At 35.8% G+C, this 16,127-nt stretch carries 17 protein-coding genes; 11 read left to right on the top strand and 6 right to left on the bottom strand.

Annotated elements, in window-relative coordinates:
* Positions 1-12: 12 nt before the first annotated feature.
* Together AC6EJA_RS06455 and queG are read right to left on the bottom strand one after the other, a co-directional pair.
* On the bottom strand, positions 13-906 hold the full coding sequence (locus tag AC6EJA_RS06455; protein WP_498501846.1) for a tetratricopeptide repeat protein: 894 nt from the start codon (positions 904-906) through the stop codon (positions 13-15).
* A 23-nt stretch (positions 907-929) separates the two neighbouring features.
* Positions 930-1,820 carry a tRNA epoxyqueuosine(34) reductase QueG gene (gene queG / locus AC6EJA_RS06450; protein WP_498503566.1) on the bottom strand — a complete coding sequence of 297 codons (891 nt, stop codon included), beginning with the start codon at positions 1,818-1,820 and terminating at the stop codon, positions 930-932.
* Between the two features lie 226 nt (positions 1,821-2,046).
* On the opposite strand from queG, the gene AC6EJA_RS06445 reads away from it, so the two are divergent.
* The 6 genes from AC6EJA_RS06445 to AC6EJA_RS06420 all read left to right on the top strand — a co-directional run bounded on the left by AC6EJA_RS06445 (position 2,047) and on the right by AC6EJA_RS06420 (position 8,531).
* Positions 2,047-2,796: a DUF502 domain-containing protein gene (locus AC6EJA_RS06445; RefSeq protein ID WP_498501845.1), complete on the top strand. Its 750-nt coding sequence runs from the start codon at positions 2,047-2,049 to the stop codon at positions 2,794-2,796.
* A 15-nt stretch (positions 2,797-2,811) separates the two neighbouring features.
* Entirely contained in the window at positions 2,812-3,450 is a 639-nt protein-coding gene (nusB, locus tag AC6EJA_RS06440; RefSeq protein ID WP_498501844.1) for a transcription antitermination factor NusB, read from the top strand.
* A 1-nt stretch (position 3,451) separates the two neighbouring features.
* A complete protein-coding gene (gene ftsY, locus AC6EJA_RS06435; protein WP_498501843.1) occupies positions 3,452-4,762 on the top strand; it encodes a signal recognition particle-docking protein FtsY in 1,311 nt (436 codons plus the stop codon).
* A gap of 48 nt (positions 4,763-4,810) precedes the next feature.
* Positions 4,811-6,196 (top strand): PP2C family protein-serine/threonine phosphatase, encoded by a 1,386-nt coding sequence (locus tag AC6EJA_RS06430; RefSeq protein ID WP_498501842.1) that lies wholly within the window; start codon positions 4,811-4,813, stop codon positions 6,194-6,196.
* Between the two features lie 67 nt (positions 6,197-6,263).
* Positions 6,264-7,643, top strand: a complete 1,380-nt coding sequence (gene argH / locus AC6EJA_RS06425; protein ID WP_498501841.1) for an argininosuccinate lyase — start codon at positions 6,264-6,266, stop codon at positions 7,641-7,643.
* A 123-nt stretch (positions 7,644-7,766) separates the two neighbouring features.
* Entirely contained in the window at positions 7,767-8,531 is a 765-nt protein-coding gene (locus AC6EJA_RS06420; protein ID WP_498501840.1) for an RNA recognition motif domain-containing protein, read from the top strand.
* A 14-nt stretch (positions 8,532-8,545) separates the two neighbouring features.
* Here the strand turns inward: AC6EJA_RS06420 and dusA are convergent, their stop codons facing one another.
* The gene (gene dusA / locus AC6EJA_RS06415) at positions 8,546-9,550 is read right to left on the bottom strand and encodes a tRNA dihydrouridine(20/20a) synthase DusA (protein ID WP_498501839.1); all 1,005 of its coding nucleotides are present in this window, start codon (positions 9,548-9,550) and stop codon (positions 8,546-8,548) included.
* Positions 9,551-9,606: 56 nt separating this feature from the next.
* Between dusA and msrB the strand changes: the two genes are divergently transcribed.
* The 5 genes from msrB to rsgA all read left to right on the top strand — a co-directional run bounded on the left by msrB (position 9,607) and on the right by rsgA (position 13,264).
* Positions 9,607-10,116, top strand: a complete 510-nt coding sequence (gene msrB, locus AC6EJA_RS06410; protein WP_498501838.1) for a peptide-methionine (R)-S-oxide reductase MsrB — start codon at positions 9,607-9,609, stop codon at positions 10,114-10,116.
* Positions 10,117-10,199: 83 nt separating this feature from the next.
* Positions 10,200-10,949 (top strand): nucleotide exchange factor GrpE, encoded by a 750-nt coding sequence (gene grpE / locus AC6EJA_RS06405; RefSeq protein WP_498501837.1) that lies wholly within the window; start codon positions 10,200-10,202, stop codon positions 10,947-10,949.
* A gap of 38 nt (positions 10,950-10,987) precedes the next feature.
* A complete protein-coding gene (gene dnaJ, locus AC6EJA_RS06400; RefSeq protein ID WP_498501836.1) occupies positions 10,988-12,121 on the top strand; it encodes a molecular chaperone DnaJ in 1,134 nt (377 codons plus the stop codon).
* On the top strand, positions 12,118-12,363 hold the full coding sequence (locus AC6EJA_RS06395) for a sulfurtransferase TusA family protein (protein WP_498501835.1): 246 nt from the start codon (positions 12,118-12,120) through the stop codon (positions 12,361-12,363). The genes dnaJ and AC6EJA_RS06395 overlap by 4 nt, the downstream gene beginning before the upstream one ends.
* Positions 12,347-13,264 carry a ribosome small subunit-dependent GTPase A gene (gene rsgA, locus AC6EJA_RS06390; RefSeq protein WP_498501834.1) on the top strand — a complete coding sequence of 306 codons (918 nt, stop codon included), beginning with the start codon at positions 12,347-12,349 and terminating at the stop codon, positions 13,262-13,264. The genes AC6EJA_RS06395 and rsgA overlap by 17 nt, the downstream gene beginning before the upstream one ends.
* Here the strand turns inward: rsgA and AC6EJA_RS06385 are convergent.
* The 3 genes from AC6EJA_RS06385 to murC are packed head-to-tail and all read right to left on the bottom strand — an operon-like array spanning position 13,233 to position 15,882.
* Entirely contained in the window at positions 13,233-13,580 is a 348-nt protein-coding gene (locus tag AC6EJA_RS06385; RefSeq protein WP_498501833.1) for a YbaB/EbfC family nucleoid-associated protein, read from the bottom strand. The genes rsgA and AC6EJA_RS06385 overlap by 32 nt on opposite strands.
* Positions 13,581-13,615: 35 nt before the next feature.
* Positions 13,616-14,497: a UDP-N-acetylmuramate dehydrogenase gene (gene murB / locus AC6EJA_RS06380; protein ID WP_498503565.1), complete on the bottom strand. Its 882-nt coding sequence runs from the start codon at positions 14,495-14,497 to the stop codon at positions 13,616-13,618.
* A 5-nt stretch (positions 14,498-14,502) separates the two neighbouring features.
* A complete protein-coding gene (gene murC, locus AC6EJA_RS06375) occupies positions 14,503-15,882 on the bottom strand; it encodes a UDP-N-acetylmuramate--L-alanine ligase (RefSeq protein ID WP_498501832.1) in 1,380 nt (459 codons plus the stop codon).
* Between the last annotated feature and the right edge of the window lie 245 nt (positions 15,883-16,127).

The raw sequence follows: 16,127 nt of genomic DNA, 5'->3' as shown, positions 1-16,127 counted from the left end.
TACCATTTTTTTTCATTCTGAGCCATTTTTTATCGTTGAGTTAACAAATGCTTTATTTACAGTATCAACAAGAGCCTCGTCTTTTAAAAGTTTTTTTGTCGCATTTCGAAGTTTTTTCCCCCATAATTGTTCTTTTTGATATTTTTCTGAAACATAATTGGGATTTTGAGATAAAGCTTTTATGGCAAATTTGATTGATTCAGAATTTTCTTTACCAGTTGAATATCTTGCAGCAGCTAATGCAAGTATAGGCTCTGCATCTGATTCTATCGACAAAACTTTTTCCCATAAACTTATAGCTTGTTCTTTATTATTAAGTTCATATAGTACTAGCGCTTTATTGTTAATTGCTTGCCAAAAATCAGGTTTCAATTCAATTGCTTTATTAAATGCAGGTAAAGCACTTTTTATATTATTTTCTAAGATTTTTGCATTTCCTAATTGGAAATACCCATCTTCGCTTTGTGGATCTATTTCGAGACCTTTTCGTATTTTTCTTATAGAATTTTTTATATCATTAGTAAGAAAACATACAGTAGCTTCTTTAAAATAATAATTTGCTTTATTTGGCTTGATTTTTTGGGCTTGTTGTAATGAAAATCTTGCTTTATCATATTTTTTTAAAAGTATTTCTGTTTCAGCTAAAATAGCCCATATTTGATCATTATCTTTATTTAATTTAATTGCCATATTTGCAACTTGGTTTGCTGTTTCTGTTTGTCCAAAATATAAAAGCTGAGCAGCAGTTCTTGCTAAATTTATCCCTTGAGACTTTAGTTCATTTACGTTTGGTTCATATACTTGGGGTGTGAAACCATTTGAATAACTATTTATAAGGAAAAAACTTGTTATAAGTCCAATTGAAATAAACTTTAATTTATTAAAAGAGATGATTTTTTTTTTCATTTATTAATCCTTTACCAAGTCATTTATTTTATAGCATTAGCATTTCTTCTCCACATCCAGGGTTTCATTCTTTTCAATGTCGATTTCTGTAAATTTCTTTTCCATTGATCATCACTCCAACTAAGAATATTTTCTTTTGAAATGTTTGTAATCCATTCCTTAGGTTGTACATCAATATCTGTACTGCTTTTAAATTCACTTTGATTCCAGGGGCATACTTCCTGGCAGATGTCGCAACCTGCAACCCATTTTCCCATCAATTGCGATATGTGATCTGGTATGGTTTCGCTCCTGTTTTCCAAAGTGTGGTAGGCCAAGCACTTGTTTGAATCAACCACAAAAGGTTCTGTTATTGCTTTCGTTGGACAAGCATCTAGACATTTTTGGCATTGCCCGCAGTTTGCCCTACTAGGTTTATCAGCTGCTAATTCCTCAGTGGTTAGTAAATATCCCAATACGAACCAAGAACCTTTTTCAGAATTTATCAATGTCGAATTTTTACCAATCCAACCAATTCCAGCTTCTTCTGCCCAAGCTTTTTCAAGTAATGCACTGGAATCTACACAAATACGATTTTTTGAATTAGGGCATTCTTCCGATAACCAATTCTTAATTTTTTTTAGTCTTTTTTCTATGACTTTGTGATAATCATTGCCCCATGCGTAACGTGCAACAGATAACGAATTACTCTTTTTTTCAGACTTAACGTAATAGTTTAAAGCTACAACTAGAACACTTTTTACTCCCTCTAGAAGAGTTTGTATATTTAATCTTCTCTCTGCTTTCATCCAATTCATATCTGCTTGATGACCTGCATCAAGCCATCTTTCGAGAGCAGCTGTTCGTAATTTTATTCTCGAGCTACCAGGTATTGATGCTATTCCAACTGGTCCGAACCCTTCCGCTATGGCCATTTGTTTTAAATTTTCACTAAGTTTTTGTTGATTAAGAGGTTTCTTCACTATTTCAATAATTAGGTTTTTAAAATTTAATTGCAAATTTGGAGGGTTTTTAAGGCTTTCAGAGAGGTAAATCCATACTCAAATACTTCATCATTATAAATTTGCCATCAAACTTCAGTGTTTACATTGAAATTGGTCATTTGTTTAAATAACCTATAGAAAACGCATCAGACACCTATTGGTGCAATCCTCTCAAAGACAAGATCTCTCTTTAGCCTCTCGGTTACAACAAGATCTAAAAAATGACCTTATTGCTGGTCTATTGGTTGTCATCCCTTTGGCCACCACCATTTGGCTGTCAACGATTTTCAGTCGTTTTGTTTTGGCGTTTTTAACGTCCATCCCAAAACAATTAAATCCATTCATAACACTTAACCCCCTTTTGCAAGACTTAATAAATCTTGCTCTGGGATTGTCGGTCCCTCTTTTGGGAATTTTATTAATTGGATTAATGGCTAGAAATTTTGTTGGTAGATGGTTACTTGAATTTGGTGAAGGAACTCTTTCAAGAATCCCTTTGGCGGGTTCAATTTATAAAACACTAAAGCAGCTTCTCGAAACTTTCTTGAAAGATAATTCAACACGTTTTCGTCGGGTTGTCTTAGTTGAATATCCCCGAGAGGGTTTATTTAGTGTGGGATTTGTTACTGGAGTAGTTGGTCCCTCATTGCAACCAGAATTAGATCAGACTTTGTTGAGTGTTTTTATTCCTACTGCACCAAATCCCACCACAGGTTGGTATACATTGGTGCCCGAAAGCTCAGTTAAGGATTTAAATATCTCAGTTGAGGATGCTTTTCGTACAATTATTTCAGCTGGTATTGTTAATCCTGATGAAAGAAATAATTCAGCAAATCCCAGTTTTTCCAGCTTATTTTCTCAATTAAAGTCAGCTTCAACTCCTCCATCAACATCTACACAAACTTAAAAATAAACCATAATTATGCAAACTAAATCAATATCTAGAGAATTGGCTTTGTTATTATTAGAACAAGTGACTGACAATCAAGTTGATTCTAATAATATAAAGTCTTTGACAATAGAAAAAATATTAAATAAAGCTCTTGATACATTAATAAATCATTGGAAAGAGGAATTAGAATTTTGTGCTAATCAACTTGAAATTGCATACGATCAATTAAGAGATAGTGAATTAAAAGAGTTTGATAAAAAATCAAATAAGGTTGTAAGAATTCATTTAGAGAATTGTTTAAATAAAGGTCAAGGAATTATTAACAGTCTTTCTGAGTCGATCGACCTTACCCGTTTACTATCCTTATGTGATCAAAGTGAGATTAGGAAAGAGGCCCTTGATAGAATTATTTTAGTTTTGAAAAATGTTAATAAAATCGATGAGATCCTTGATAATGCGATGGAAGGATGGAGATTAAAAAGATTGCCAAGGATTGATCGAAATATTTTAAGGTTAGCCTACGTTGATTTTAACTTTTTAGATATTCCCATAGCTGTTGCTTGTAATGAGGCTGTTAATTTGGCTAATAGATATAGTGATGAGCAAGGAAGAAAAATGATTAATGGAATTCTTCGCAGAGTTCAGAAACATAAGCTCATAAAGATCTAACATGACAACTGACGAGATAAATCCAATAAATTCTTCACCTGAATTGCTCAGTAATAATTCAAATGCAGAGGAAATAGATTGGGCAAGGCAAGCTTATGAACGCCTAAAAAAACAGCAAGAAGAAAAAAAAGCTGAGCTTAAGAAAAAAAATGAAAAAGAAAGCTTAATGCCACAGGAAATTGAGCCTGATAAAAATAAAGATCAAACAAATATCTCTACTTCTGATACAGATTCATTCTCTGCCGAATCTAATGATAGAAAATCAGCTTTAGAAATAGACAGTGCGGAACCTGAATTAGGTGACTTCGATTCCACCTTTACTTGGTCCGCTGATGTGCTAGCGGCCCAGGGTAAGAAGTCTTCTGATATTTCTCTGGATGAAATCGATTGGCTCGCGCGACTGCGCCAAGGACTAGAAAAATCCCGTAAGGACTTTGTTACCGATTTGCTTGATAAGTTCGGAGACGATCCCCTAACACCAGAGGTAGTTGATGATTTGGAGACGCTTCTTTTAAGAGCGGATGCAGGTGTAACAGCAACAGATAAAATTCTTGATGCACTTCGTAATCGTCTCAATGAGGATGTTTTGGGAGCTGAGGAGGGTCTTCGCTTTTTGAAGGAAAAATTGCGCGAGATTCTTGATGAGCCAATAAAACAAACCAAAACGAATATTCTTGCGCCACAAAAAGGGAAATTTAATATCTGGCTATTTGTAGGAGTTAATGGCGTTGGCAAAACAACAACTCTTGGTAAAGTGGCAAATCTCTCAGTAAGAAGCGGATTCTCCACACTGATAGCTGCTGCGGATACATTTAGAGCCGCAGCAGTTGAACAATTAAGAATATGGGCGCAGCGAAGTGGGGTTGCTTTGATTTCAAATGAAAGCTCTAATGCAGATCCTGCTGCTATTGTTTTTGATTCTATTGGTGCCGCTAAAGCAAAAAATATTGATTTGCTTCTTGTGGACACCGCAGGACGTTTACAAACAAAAAATAACCTAATGGAAGAATTAAAAAAAGTTCGAAAAATAATTGACAGGCTCACACCAGACGCCAAAGTAGAGTCTTTGCTTGTTCTTGATGCTTCCCAGGGTCAAAATGGCTTAAGACAGGCGCTCGCTTTCGCTACTGCTGCTCAATTGACTGGAGTTGTAATTACTAAACTTGATGGTTCATCAAGAGGTGGAGTTGCAATGGCGGTGGCGTCAGAAGCAAAATTGCCAATTAGATTTATTGGTGCTGGGGAGGGAATTCGAGATTTAAGGCCTTTTAATAGCTTTGAGTTTGTTGAGGCTTTGCTTGCCAAAAGTTGATTTTGCTTTTCATCGTTATTAATTTAATATTCTTGATATGAAGCAAGTGTGACTAAAGAAAAGTTACCATCTCATAGTAAGAAACTCTTTTTAAATAAAAAGTTATCGGCATCAGAATCATTAAGAGATTTATTAAATAGTCTTTATAAAGAGCAAAAACAAAATCAAGAGATTTTGCAGTCTTTATCTTTTTCCTTGAGAAGCTTTACAAATATAACTCGTTTTCTAGAATTGATACCTATATTTATTACTCAACTCATAGATATTTCAGGTGTTTTATTAATTCCCTTTCATGAAGATGGAAGAATATGGATAGAACAAATTCATACAAGCTCTGATAAAGTTTTAAATGAAATTATCAGTAAAATTGCTTTATTCAAAAAAGGTAAAAAAAATGGTTTTGCCCACAATAATCAAACTCTTGAATTGTTAGATAAGCTTATTAAAGATCATCTTTATCAATCTGATGTCTGTATAAGGCCTTTAAAAGTTAGAGGAAAAAATCGGGGTAGAATTTATCTATTTAACTCGAAAAATAATTTTTTTTGGAATGATACAAACCGGAATAACTTGCAAGTTGTGGTTGATTTGGCTTCGGTTGCTTTAGAAAATAACTCCATAAATCAAGCCATCAGATTGCATGAAAATGTAGACAGGCAGATCAGTATTGGTGCTGAAATTCAGTCTCAATTATTACCTAATCGATGTCCAGTTATAAAAGGAATAGACCTTGCTGCACGTTGTAGGACGGCATTTCATGTTGGTGGAGATTATTATGATTTTATGCCTACTCGACCTGAATTGATTGGAGAGGAACGAGAAAAAGGTAGGTGGTCTCTGGTAATTGGAGATGTTATGGGTAAGGGTATTCCAGCCGGTTTGTTGATGACGATGCTTAGAGGAATGCTTAGAGCTGAAGTTATTAGTTGCCTTCCACCTGACAAAATTTTGCATGACTTAAATCAACTTGCTTTGGACGATTTAGTCCAATCTCATCGATTTATGACTTTATTTTACTCAGATTTTGATCCTATTTCAATGAAATTAAGATATGCAAATGCAGCGCATAATCCACCAATTCTTTGGAGTTTTGAATCGAAAAAGATATCTAGACTTGATGTTCCCGGTGTTTTAATTGGTCTGCAATATGATGCAGAGTTTATCTGTGGAGAAGTAGAGCTTAATCCTGGCGATGTACTACTTTATTACACGGATGGAGTAACTGAGGCTCTTGGAATGGGTGGAGATCGTTTTGAGGAAATTCGTTTAATCGACAATTTCAAACAATTTTCTAGCAATGGATTTAGTGCTAAAGAAATACTTGATAAGCTTTTCAAAAAACTTGATGGCTTCATTGGCCCAAACAATCATCTAGAGGATGATGCTTCTATGATTGTTTTGAAGGTAAATGAAAATACAAATTTTACTTCTTAAATATTATTTAATATCTCCCTAATATATTCTATAGTTATTTACTATCGAAAATTTATTTAGGAACAATATGAGTAAAACATGGAGCGAGAGATTTGACGAGGGATTAAATCCTTTTATAGAAAACTTTAATGCTTCAATTCATTTTGACATTGAATTACTTCAAGAGGATATAACGGGTTCTATTTGTCACGCCAAAATGCTTTCTAAGACAGGAGTTCTTTCCCTTGATGAGGCGAATCAGATAGAGCGTGCACTTCAGGAAATAAGACAAGAAGTTAAGGAAAATAAAATTAGCTTTGACTTAGAAGATGAGGATATTCATTTTGCTGTTGAGAAAAAACTCATACAGAAACTTGGTAGTCTTGGAAAAAAACTGCACACGGGTAGAAGCCGTAATGATCAAGTCGCGACTGATTTGCGGCTTTGGCTGCGAAAACGTATTGAGTTAATAGACAGAGAACTAAAAAATCTTCAGTTGTCTTTACTCTCTCACTCTGAAGATAATTTAGAGACTCTCATCCCTGGTTATACCCATCTACAAAGGGCACAGCCATTATCGCTCGCGCATCATTTACTTGCTTATGTAGAGATGTTTCAAAGAGATAGAGATCGTCTCATGGATGTACAAAAAAGAGTAAATATCTCCCCATTAGGCTCTGCTGCCTTAGCGGGTACGGGCGTGCCAATAGATAGAGATTTTTCAGCGAACGAATTGGGTTTTTCTTGTTTAGCTAACAATAGCTTAGATGCAGTTAGTGATAGAGATTATGTTGTTGAATTCTCTTCTTCAGCTTCATTAATTATGGTTCATCTAAGTAGGTTATCTGAGGAGGTAATATTATGGGCTACTGATGAGTTTTCTTTTATTAGACTAACCGATAGGTGTTCTACTGGTAGTAGTTTAATGCCTCAAAAAAAGAATCCCGATGTACCTGAATTGATTAGAGGTAAATCTGGAAGAGTCTTTGGAAATCTAATTAGCATTCTGACAGTAATGAAGGGTTTACCTTTGGCTTATAATAAGGATCTTCAAGAGGATAAAGAGGGACTTTTTGATACAGTAAAAACGGTTATGGATTGTTTAATTTCTATGTCTATTCTTTTTAATGAAGGACTAGAATTTAATAAAAAAAATCTATCTAAAGCAGTAGATTCTGACTATTCAAATGCTACTGATGTTGCTGATTATTTAGTAATGAAAGGGGTCCCTTTTCGGGAAGCTTATCAATTAGTAGGGGGGGTAGTTAAGTACTCTTTAGATAAAAATGTATTGTTGAGTCAATTAGATATGGATGAGTGGAAAAAATTTCATCAATCTTTTTCCCAAGATATTTTCGAATATATTCGTCCAAAAAATGTCGTCGCTGCACGAAAAAGTCAAGGTGGAACTGGATTTCAGAGAGTTCAAGAGCAATTATTACTTTGGCGGCAAAAACTTGACAATTAAATTTTTAGCCTTTTTGAGGTATTTAAGTATTAGAATTGTGTTTGAGGTATCTAAACAGATTTCCTCTTCATTCGGCTTTTACAAGCCGATCAGGTACATTTATTTTTTTGGTCCAAGATTCAAGTGAGTATTTTTGTTGGTAACTTGCCTTTCCGCGCTGAGCAGGAAGATGTAGTTGAGTTGTTTACCCCCTTTGGGGAAGTAACTAATTGTTCTTTACCTTTAGAACGAGATACCGGACGCAAGAGAGGTTTCGCATTCATTGAGATGGCTGACGAAACTGTCGAAGCATCTGCTATTGAGGCTCTTCAAGGTGCTGAGTTAATGGGTAGACCCCTGCGCATTAACAAAGCAGAGCCTAGAGGTAGTGGTGGCCCAAGACGCGGCGGCGGCGGTTACGGCGGTGGCGGTGGCGGCTACGGTGGCGGCGGCGGTTACGGTGGCGGCGGCGGTTACGGTGGCGGCGGCGGTGGCGGCTACGGTGGCGGCGGCGGTTACGGCGGCGGTGGCTACAACAACTCCGGTGGCGGTGGCTACAACAATTCCGGTGGCGGTGGCTACAACAACTCCGGTGGCGGTGGCTACAACAATTCTGGTGGCGGTGGCTACAACAACTCTGGTGGCGGTGGTTATGGCGGCGGCTACAACAACTCTGGTGGCTATGGTGGTGGCTACAATAACTCCGGTGGTGGTGGTTATGGCGGTGGTTACAACAACTCTCCAGAACCACAAGTAGATAGAACCTCCGGTGCAAAGGGTTGGGAAGATAGAAGTTTTGGTGGAGCTTCTCAGGATTCTGCTGATGAACAAGATGCTGGTAGAAGCAGAAGAAGAAGAGGTGCTCCTAGCAGTGACTCCACTAGTGACTACGGCGGTGCTGAGGTTTGACCTGACGAGAAAATTTACAAATCATTTTCTTTTAGCTCATCAATAGCTTTTTCAATAACTTCTAGATCTGCATTTCTTTTGCATGATCTGGAAGTTAATTTGTTTCTCCAAATTTTTGCGCCGGATACGTTTTGGACAAGATTAGGGAAATGCTTTGCCACATCCCAAACTTTTCCACCTTTCGAGAGATGGTCTTGGATGTAGGGCATCATTTGAGTTAATACCTGAGAAGCTTTTAATTTTCTCTTAGATTGCCCAAAAATTTCTTCATCTACACTTTGCCACAAGAGTGGATTTTTATAAGCAGCCCTTCCAACCATAGTTCCATCGATTTCCTCTAAAGCTTTTAAGCAATCTTCAGTAGTTTGAAGGCCTCCATTTAATTCAATAGTGAGGTTTGGTCTATCTTTTTTGAGACTGATCACTTTGTCATGGCGTAATTCAGGTATTTCTCTATTTTGTTTTGGATTTAGGCCTTTTAGCCAAGCTTTTCTTGCATGAATTGCGAATCTTTTTGCACCAGCATTGGAAACTTCATCGACAAAATTTCTTAAAAAGGCATCACTTTCAAAATTGTCTATGCCAATTCTATTTTTTACAGTTACGGGTAAAGAGCTTGCATTAACCATCGCTTCCACGCACTTAGCTACTTTTGTAGGCTCTTTCATTAGACATGCTCCAAAATTCCCCGATTGGACTCTTTTACTAGGACAGCCAACATTTAAATTAATTTCGTCGTAACCGTAATTCTCTGCGATTAATGCTGCTTCGGCTAGAAGGCTTGGATTGTCCCCACCTATTTGTAGAGAGATAGGATGTTCGATTTCATTAAATTCAAGAAGAAGATCTTTTGTTTTACTGTGATGAATCGCCTGAGCCACAATCATTTCTGTATGTAGAAGTGCTCGTGAGGAAATTTGTCTCATTAAGACCCTAAAATGTTTATCCGTGTAGTCCAGCATTGGAGCTACGCTAAAACGAAAGGAATTTTCTATTATTGGTGGGTCCGAATTAACCATTCTGCGATTTTCTCTTATTGTGCAGCTGGTTTTCTCTTTATTTGAGAATTTTTACTATGACTCATTTCAAAACTTATTTTTGGAGTCGTAGAACTTTTAACCTTTTTATTTTTGCAAGCATCATGGGATTATTCTCAAGTAAATCAAGAGCAAGTGAAAATCAAGATAATATTGATAAGTTTAATTTACTTACTGAAGAGGAATGGAAAGCCAGGCTTACTCCTGAAGCGTTTTCAGTTTTAAGAAAAGAGGGAACTGAAAGACCATTTACCAGCCCTCTCAATAATGAAAAAAGTGAAGGAACCTTTTATTGCGTTGGTTGTGATCAAGCCCTTTTTTCATCAAAAACAAAATTTGATAGCGGTACTGGCTGGCCAAGTTTTTGGGATCACTTACCAGGTTCAGTAGAAACAAAAGTTGATTTTAAATTGATTGTTCCAAGAACTGAATATCACTGCAGCAGATGTGGCGGTCATCAGGGACATGTTTTTAATGATGGCCCCAAGCCAACAGGGAAAAGGTACTGCAATAACGGAGTAGCTATCTTCTTTAAGCCCAAAAATTGAATTTTAGGTGTGGGCTTCCGTAGCTTGTGCATAGAACCTATTTCGTATCAACATAGTTATTATTGTTGTCCTGATTTAAATCAATGAGTTCTGAACCGGTTTCTAAAAATGAAGAATCATTGAATGACCACCAGCAAAGTGAGGCTGCACCTGAATCTCAAGAACAAAATCAGAACCTTTCAGATATCGAAGAGCTTTCCAACAAACTTGATGAAACATCAGGAGGAATTGATAATTCATCTTCACAAAAAAGTCAATCAACTCAAATTGCCGAAAACGAAGCAAGATTAGAACAGTTAGAAAAAGAGCATGAAACACTAAAGAGTCAATACATGCGAATAGCAGCTGATTTTGATAATTTCCGTAAAAGACAATCAAGAGATAATGATGATCTTCGTATTCAACTCACATGTAATACCTTGAGCGAGATTCTTCCTGTTGTTGATAATTTTGAAAGAGCAAGACAACAGTTATCTCCTGAGGGAGAAGAAGCACAAAATTTGCACAGGAGTTATCAAGGTCTTTACAAACAACTTGTAGAAGTTCTTAAAAAACTTGGTGTTGCACCGATGAAAGTTGTTGGTCAAAGCTTTGATCCAAACTTACATGAAGCAGTTTTAAGAGAACCAAGTCAAACATATTCAGAAGATATCGTGACTGAGGAGCTTCAACGTGGTTACCATCTTGATGGAAAAGTAATCAGACATGCTCTTGTAAAGGTATCAATGGGACCTGGGCCAGGAACTTCAGATAAAAGTTCTGATAATCAACCCGTCAATCATGATGAAAATCAACCTTCTTCTTCTGATGAGGCCATTCAAAATGAGGTCTAACCAAATGTTTTGTTCAGAAGTAAATTACACTTTAAAAAATGGCTGATTTTTACGAAATACTCGGTGTAAACAGAAATGTTGATTCCGATTCATTAAAAAGTGCTTATAGAAAAAAAGCACGCCAATATCATCCTGACATTAATAAAGAAGCAGGAGCTGAAGAGCGTTTCAAAGAGATTGGTAGAGCCTATGAAGTTTTAAGTGATCCTCAGCAAAGAGCTAGATATGATCAATTCGGTGAAGCTGGTGTAAGTGGATCATCTGGCATGCCAGATATGGGTGATATGGGTGGTTTTGCTGATTTGTTTGAAACTTTTTTTAGTGGTTTTGGTGGAGCTGGTGGTCCAAGCTCATCTTCTAGATCCCAGAGGCGTGGACCTCAACAAGGCGATGATCTAAGGTACGATTTAAATATTGAATTCCAAAATGCTGTTTTCGGACAGGAGAAGGAAATAAAAATCCCTCATTTAGAAACCTGTGATACTTGTAGAGGAAACGGAGCCAAACCAGGGAAAGGTCCTGTAAGTTGCTCGACTTGTGCAGGAGCTGGTCAAGTAAGAAGAGCAACAAGAACACCTTTTGGAAGTTTTACACAAGTAGCTGAATGCCCATCTTGTTCAGGTTCTGGACAAACTATTACTGATCCTTGCAATTCATGTGCTGGCCAAGGAGTTCGACAAGTAAGAAAGAAATTACGTATCAATATTCCAGCAGGAGTTGATACTGGTACACGTCTTCGCGTCTCTGGAGAAGGCAATGCAGGACAAAGGGGCGGTCCCTCGGGTGATTTATATGTATTTATTAAAGTTAAAAATCATCCAAAACTTAAAAGAGACGGTTTAACAATTTATTCTGAAATTAATGTGAGCTATTTACAAGCAATTTTGGGAGATACTATTGAAGTCGATACAGTTGATGGACCTACAAAGCTTGAAATTCCATCAGGAACACAACCAAATGCAACTCTAATCCTTGAGAATAAAGGAATACCAAAACTTGGGAATCCAGTCGCAAGAGGAAATCATTCCATATCAGTAAAAGTACAACTACCTACTCGTTTTTCAGAAGAGGAAAAAACTCTTTTAGAAAAACTTGCCTCTTACCATTCTGCAAGAGGTCCTCAACATCATCATCACAATAGTGGACTATTTGGCAGGCTATTTGGAAAATGAATGAAGATAGTTTTTTGTATTTAGATCTCAGAGGAACACCCTGCCCCTTAAATTTTGTTCGTTGTAACCTTGCTATTGAAAAATTATCGATTAACCAATCATTAAAAGTAGATATTGATAAAGGAGAGCCATTTGATTCAATAATTCCAGGTTTAAAAAAAGCTGGACATCATTTTCAAATAGAAAATGATGAATTTAATTTCGTAACTTTAATAGTGAAACGTTTTGATAGCTACTCTTAATAAACTTACTGGTTTCGTTGTTTCAGCAAAAGCAAATTTTTTTGAAGTATTAATAAATAATTTAGATAACCCCCATCTGAATGGGAAAAGATTGCTTTGTACAAGTCGAAATAATTTAAAATACCGTGGGTTTTCAGTTAACGTTGGAGATTATGTTTTAGTTGAGAGTATAGATAGTAAAGTAAATAGAGGTGTAATTTCCAAAGTAAATCCTAGAAAAAGTTTACTCGAAAGACCGGCAATTTCAAATCTTAGCGATATTTTTATTGTGCTTTCTTTAGTTGAGCCTAAGTTTGATCCCGATCAAGCTAGTCGTTTTCTCTTGACTGCAGAAAAAACTAATGTAAATGTTTCATTAATTCTAAATAAGAGTGACTTGATTGATAAAAACGAATTGAGTTTATTAAAAAATTTCATAAATGATTGGGGATATGAAACATACATTATTTCTCTTAAAAAAAGATTTGGATTGGAAAAATTAATCAATAAAGTTCATTCTTCCCATATATCTGTCCTTTGTGGACCCTCAGGTGTTGGTAAAAGTAGCTTAATAAATTTATTGATACCAGGGCAAAAAATAACGACATCTGGGGTTTCAAAAAAAATACGAAGAGGTAAAAATACCACTCGAAATATTGAACTTTTTTCTTTATCAAATAATTCTTATATTGCAGATACCCCTGGTTTTAATAGGCCAGAAATTAATATAAAACCTAACGATTTACCTTCTTTATTTCCTGAGATAAGGTCCCAATTAAAAAATAAAACATGTAAGTTTCGGGATTGTTTGCATCTCGTTGAACCTGATTGTGCTTTGACGAAAGACTGGTCTAGATATTCTTTTTATAAAGAATGCCTAGAGGAGATGATTAAGGTTCACCACCTATCCCAGGTAGATTGAGATTAAGCCCCCCAGTTATTTCCTCCATTCTTGTTTTCATAGTTTCAGATGACAATTCATGAGCGGATTTAAGTGCTTGTAAAACCGATGCTTCAATTGCCTCCCTGCCTTCTTTAATAATCTCCTCGTTTATTTCGATTTTTATTGGTTGTTGATTTCCAGACAACCAAACGCTAGTTCTGCCATCTTCACTTTGGCCTTCAATTTCCATCGCTTCAAGTTCCTCTTGAAGCTTCTGTGCATTTTGTTGAATTTGTTGGGCTTTTCTAAAAGCCTCAGTTAGTTGACCAAAATTTGGTAGTCCGAATCCAGCCATGATTTTTTAGTGCGAGCCTCTAGGTTAACCGTTATTTAAAAACCAATCTCTTTTACTTCCGTATGAAGTAAAAAACCATGCTTTTCTTTTACTTTTTTTTGAATCAGCATTATTAATTTTTTTATGTCTGTTGCGGTTGCATTTTTTGTGTTGACTATGAAATTCGCATGCATTGTTGATATTTCAGCCCCACCGACTTTTTGCCCTTTCAGACCAAGTTGATCAATAAGTTCTGCTGCTTTTGAATCTTTTGGATTCTTAAAAATACTTCCGCAGCTAGGAAGATGGTATGGCTGGCTATTTTTTCTTCTCAATAATCGACGGCTGGTATCTTCGTTGATGTCTTTTTGATTAAATCCAGTCATTAACTGAAAATTGGCGGCAAGAACAATTAGTTCTGATGATTGAAAAATACTTGATCTGTATTTGAAATTAATTTCATTTTTTTCAAGAACAAAGGTTTTACCTTCTTTTGGCGAAATAACCTCAATGCTAATAGTTCTATCAGCAATGCAACCTCCTTGGGCTCCTGCATTCATCACTACAGCGCCACCCACAGTAGCTGGAATTCCTATTGCCCACTCAAAACCATGAAGCCCTGCGTTAGCTGCTTTTCTTGAGAGAGATGGTAGAGACTCTCCGCAAACCGCTCTTATTGAACCAGTTTCGGAATTTATTTTGTTTCCTTTTAATTTTCTTGTGCAGATGGTTAGACCTTCTACTTCAGTATCATTAATAAGTAGATTTGATCCTGCCCCAATGGCTCTACAGGGAATTTTATATCTTTTAGACCATTTAATTAAATGAATAAGTTCACTTATATTTCTTGGCTGCGAAAAATATTCTGCTGTTCCTCCTACCTTTAATGTAGTAAAATTTGCAAGTGAAATGTTCGTGCTAATGTTTAAATTTTTAATATTTATCAAGCCACTTTATCCTTCATGATTTTATTTGAGAAATTATTTAGAAGCCCCCAAACTTTGTTAATATCTCCCGCGCCCATATTTAATATAATATCTCCTTTTTGAGAATTTGCTATTAGTATTTCTACTAAATCTTGAAAATCTGCTGCAATTATGATTTTTATTGAAGGATTAAGAGATTTAATTTCACTAGCCAGCATTTTACTGCTTATGCCAGCGATAGGTTTTTCCCCAGCTCCATAAATAGGAGTTAGAATTACCTTACTTGAGCTTGCTAAGGCTTGAGCGAACTCTTTGCAAAAATCTTTTGTTCTTGTATATCTGTGTGGCTGAAAAACTGGGATTATACTTTTTAAATTTTTTTTATTAGGGTCAATATTTGAGTCAATCATTAATTTTGCCATAGATAATGTGGCTTTTATTTCAGTTGGGTGATGAGCATAATCATCTACTATATATCTTCCATTCCACATTCCCCTAAATTCAAATCTTCTTTGAGGAGTCTTGATTTTGTTTATACATGTATAAATTTCTCTAAACTCTAGACCAGCTAATCTACATGCTGCAATTGAACCTAATAGATTACTTAAATTATGAAGGCCAGGTATAGGTATTGTTATTTGATCTATTAGTTTTTCATTTTCATAGTAATTTGCGATTGTCATATTTCCATTGCATTTGATAGGAATTGCAGCATAGTTTATTCCATTAGTTTCACGAATAGAAAATGATATTTTATTTGAAAAGTATTCTCTTAAGATCTTGCAGTCAAAATTAACTATTAATTTACTACAATTGTTTCCAAATGTTTTCATAGTAGTTATTAATTGATTAGTGTCTGAGTAAAAATTTGTATGATCTAGTTCTAGATTAGTTATTAAACCTATTTGTGCATTTAATTTAGTTATTGTACCATCAGATTCATCTGCTTCAGCAACAATATATTTTCCTTTTCCTGAATATGAGTTGCTTTTATAATGTTCAACTATTCCCCCGATTACGGCCGAAGGGTCATAATTAGCTAGTGATAAAATTGTTGCTATAAAAGATGAAGTTGTAGTTTTTCCATGACTTCCACCAATAACTATTGATAATTTTTCATTGCACAAGTATGAGAGGATTTCTGATCGATGGAGGATTTTTAAGTTTTTTCTTGTGGCTTCTGATAACTCCTTATTTGTATTGGAGATTGCTGAGCTGATAACAATCCTTACAGGTAAGAAAATCTTTTTGCAAAGCTCTGTAATGTTTCTCTCTTCTTGACTTGAGTAGATTTTTATTCCTTTGCTTGATAACTCTCGTGTTATGTCCGATTGAGAGTTATCCGAGCCAGATACTGAAAAACCTTTTTCTGACAAAATCCTTGCCAGAGCAGACATACCAATGCCTCCAATGCCAATGAAGTGGTAGTGGGCATTAATAAATTGAATGATTTTCGTGTGGTTTTGATAGTCGATTGAAAGATACCGTTTACCAGTTCTAAAGGCTCACAATTCATCGAATTTGGCAGTATTTTGTGTTTTTTCTTTTAAAACAACCTGAATCTTTCTTACTGATTAGCAAAAAACGATCACAAGTCTGTATGATCATCGGCCTACCGTATCGCGGTTAATCCGCTTTTTAT

Source organism: Prochlorococcus sp. MIT2309 (assembly GCF_059772305.1).
This window is presented reverse-complemented; position numbering and strand designations above follow the sequence as displayed.